General features: G+C 60.1%; 4 protein-coding genes. 2 read left to right on the forward strand and 2 right to left on the reverse strand.

The annotated features are described in order from the left end of the window. Both FN633_RS18635 and nadC read right to left on the reverse strand, forming a co-directional pair. Positions 1-66 (reverse strand): prepilin-type N-terminal cleavage/methylation domain-containing protein (locus FN633_RS18635; RefSeq protein WP_154058932.1); only part of this gene is annotated, 66 nt, incomplete at its 3' end. 187 nt (positions 67-253) lie between these two features. Beyond that, positions 254-1,147: a carboxylating nicotinate-nucleotide diphosphorylase gene (gene nadC, locus FN633_RS12555; protein ID WP_154057929.1), complete on the reverse strand. Its 894-nt coding sequence runs from the start codon at positions 1,145-1,147 to the stop codon at positions 254-256. Between the two features lie 88 nt (positions 1,148-1,235). Here nadC and ampD point away from each other — a divergent pair, with 88 nt between their 5' ends. Beyond that, positions 1,236-1,799 (forward strand): 1,6-anhydro-N-acetylmuramyl-L-alanine amidase AmpD, encoded by a 564-nt coding sequence (ampD, locus tag FN633_RS12560; protein ID WP_154057930.1) that lies wholly within the window; start codon positions 1,236-1,238, stop codon positions 1,797-1,799. Continuing rightward, the gene (gene ampE / locus FN633_RS12565; RefSeq protein WP_154057931.1) at positions 1,796-2,650 is read left to right on the forward strand and encodes a beta-lactamase regulator AmpE; all 855 of its coding nucleotides are present in this window, start codon (positions 1,796-1,798) and stop codon (positions 2,648-2,650) included. Before ampD ends, ampE begins: the two co-directional genes overlap by 4 nt. Positions 2,651-2,658 lie beyond the last annotated feature (8 nt).

Consider the following 2,658-nt stretch of genomic DNA (forward strand, 5'->3'; position numbering starts at 1 on the left):
AATGCCGATCACCACCATCAGCTCGATTAAGGTAAACCCCCGCTGTTTTTTCAATGACTGTTTCATGTTGTGCTCCCTGGTTGATGCCGGGGAGTGTGTCAGTCCAGGGAGAGTGTGACGAGGGAGCAAAACGGCATTTGGGAAGGCTGCTTCCCGATTTTTTTACGCCGTTGCAGGGAGGAACAACGATTTTGCGAGCAGGAACGAAATCCGTCGCCCCGGTTAGCGCAGCGCCACCGGGGCATTACCGGGACTAACGAAAACGCATCGAGAGATCGAGCGCGCGCACGTGCTTGGTCAGCGCGCCAACCGAGATATAGTCCACGCCGGTTTCCGCAAACTCGCGGATCGTGGCAAAGGTGACGTTGCCGGAGACCTCCAGCCGCGCCTGCCCGTTGGTGATCCGCACCGCCTCGCGCATCTGCTCGGTGGTGAAGTTATCCAGCATGATGATATCGGCCCCGGCCTTCAGCGCCTCTTCCAGCTCCGTGAGCGTCTCCACCTCGACCTCGACCGGCACGTCCGGGTGCAGCCAGAAGGCTTTCTCTACCGCCTGGCGCACCGAGCCGGAGGCAATAATGTGGTTCTCTTTGATCAGGAATGCATCGGAGAGGCCGAGGCGGTGGTTGGCCCCGCCGCCGCACAGCACTGCGTACTTCAGGGCGGTTCGCAGGCCAGGCAGCGTTTTACGGGTGTCCAGCAGTTGGGTTTTGGTGCCCACGAGCAGATCGACGTAGCGGCTTACCTCGCTCGCCACGCCGGAGAGGGTCTGCACAAAGTTCAGCGCCGTGCGTTCGCCGGTCAGCAGTACGCGGGAGGTGCCGTCCAGCTCGAACAGCGGCTGGTTAGCGGTCACGCGCTCCCCGTCGGCAACGTGCCACTGGATCTGCACGTCGTCGCCTGCCAGCTGAATAAAGACCTCTTCCACCCATCGCTTGCCGCAGAAGATGCCATCTTCACGGGTGATCACCACCGCGTGCGAGCGCGTATCTTCCGCCAGCAGCTGGGCGGTAATATCGTTGTTCGCATCCACCTCGCCGCCAAGGTCTTCACGCAGGGCCTGCGCCACGGCGGCGGGGATATCCAAATTTATACGTTCCAGCAGCGCATCACGACGGCTATCGGGGTTGTAACGGCGAGGCGGCATGATAAAACTCCAAAAAGGGTAACGAATCAGAAGATTGAAACATGCTACTCTGAAGCGAGTATTAGAGCCATACTTGAGGAGATCCCGTATGCAGTTAAACGAGGGCTGGCTGGTCGATGCGCGGCAGGTCCGCTCCCCGCATTATGACTGTCGCCCGGATGATGAATGTCCCTCCCTGCTGGTCGTGCATAACATTAGCCTGCCCCCCGGTGAGTTTGGTGGGCCGTGGATCGACGCCCTGTTTACGGGCACGCTGGATGCCACCGCGCATCCCTTCTTTGCCGAGATTGCCCACCTGCGTGTCTCAGCACACTGCCTGATCCGCCGCGACGGCGAAATCGTCCAGTATGTGCCTTTTGATAAGCGCGCCTGGCACGCGGGCGTCTCCCACTATTGCGGGCGCGAGCGCTGCAACGATTTTTCCATCGGTATTGAGCTGGAGGGGACGGATACGCTGCCCTATACCGAAACGCAGTATCAACAGCTGGCGGCGATTACCCAGGCGCTGGTTGCGCTTTACCCCGCTATTGCTGACAATATGACCGGACACAGCAACATTGCGCCCGAGCGTAAAACTGACCCTGGCCCGGCCTTTGACTGGGAAAAATTTCGCGCTCTGGTTGCCCTCTCGTCAGATAAGGAGATGACATGACGCTATTCACGATGCTGCTGGTATTGATCGCCGAGCGCCTTTTTAAGCTTGGTGAGCACTGGCATCTGGATCACCGCCTTGAGGTGCTGTTCCGCCGGATAAAGCGCTTCTCGATGCTGCGCACGCTGCTGATGACGGCCGGGGCGATGCTGGTGACCTTTCTGCTGCTGCGTGCGCTCTATGGACTCTTTTTCAACGTGCCGCTGCTGGTGGTGTGGATTATGCTTGGCCTGCTCTGCATTGGCGCAGGTAAGGTGCGCCTGCACTACCACGCCTATCTGAAGGCGGCCTCGCGAGATGACAGCCACGCGCGGGATACCATGGCCAGCGAGCTGACGCTGATCCACGGCGTACCGCCAGAGTGCGACGAGCGTGAGTACCTGCGCGAGCTGCAAAATGCCCTGCTGTGGATTAACTTCCGTTTCTACCTGGCTCCGCTGTTCTGGTTTGTTGTCGGCGGTGCGTGGGGGCCGGTGCTGCTGGTGGGCTACGCTTTCCTGCGCGCCTGGCAGTCATGGCTGGCGCGATACATGACGCCGCACGCGCGCTTACAATCCGGTATTGACGCTATTCTGCACCTGCTGGACTGGATCCCGGTGCGGCTGGTGGGGGTGGTTTACGCGCTCATTGGCCATGGTGAAAAGGCGCTGCCCGCCTGGTTTGCCTCGCTCACCGACTGGCGCACCTCGCAGTATCATGTCCTGACCCGGCTGGCCCAGTTCTCGCTGGCGCGCGAGCCGCATCTCGATAAGGTTGAAACGCCAAAAACCGCGGTATCGATGGCGAAGAAGACCTCCTTCGCCGTGGTGGTGGTGGTGGCGCTGCTGACCATTTACGGTACGTTGGTCTAAAAAACCCC

This window comes from Pseudescherichia vulneris (assembly GCF_902164725.1).
In the GTDB taxonomy this organism is placed as follows: domain Bacteria; phylum Pseudomonadota; class Gammaproteobacteria; order Enterobacterales; family Enterobacteriaceae; genus Pseudescherichia; species Pseudescherichia vulneris.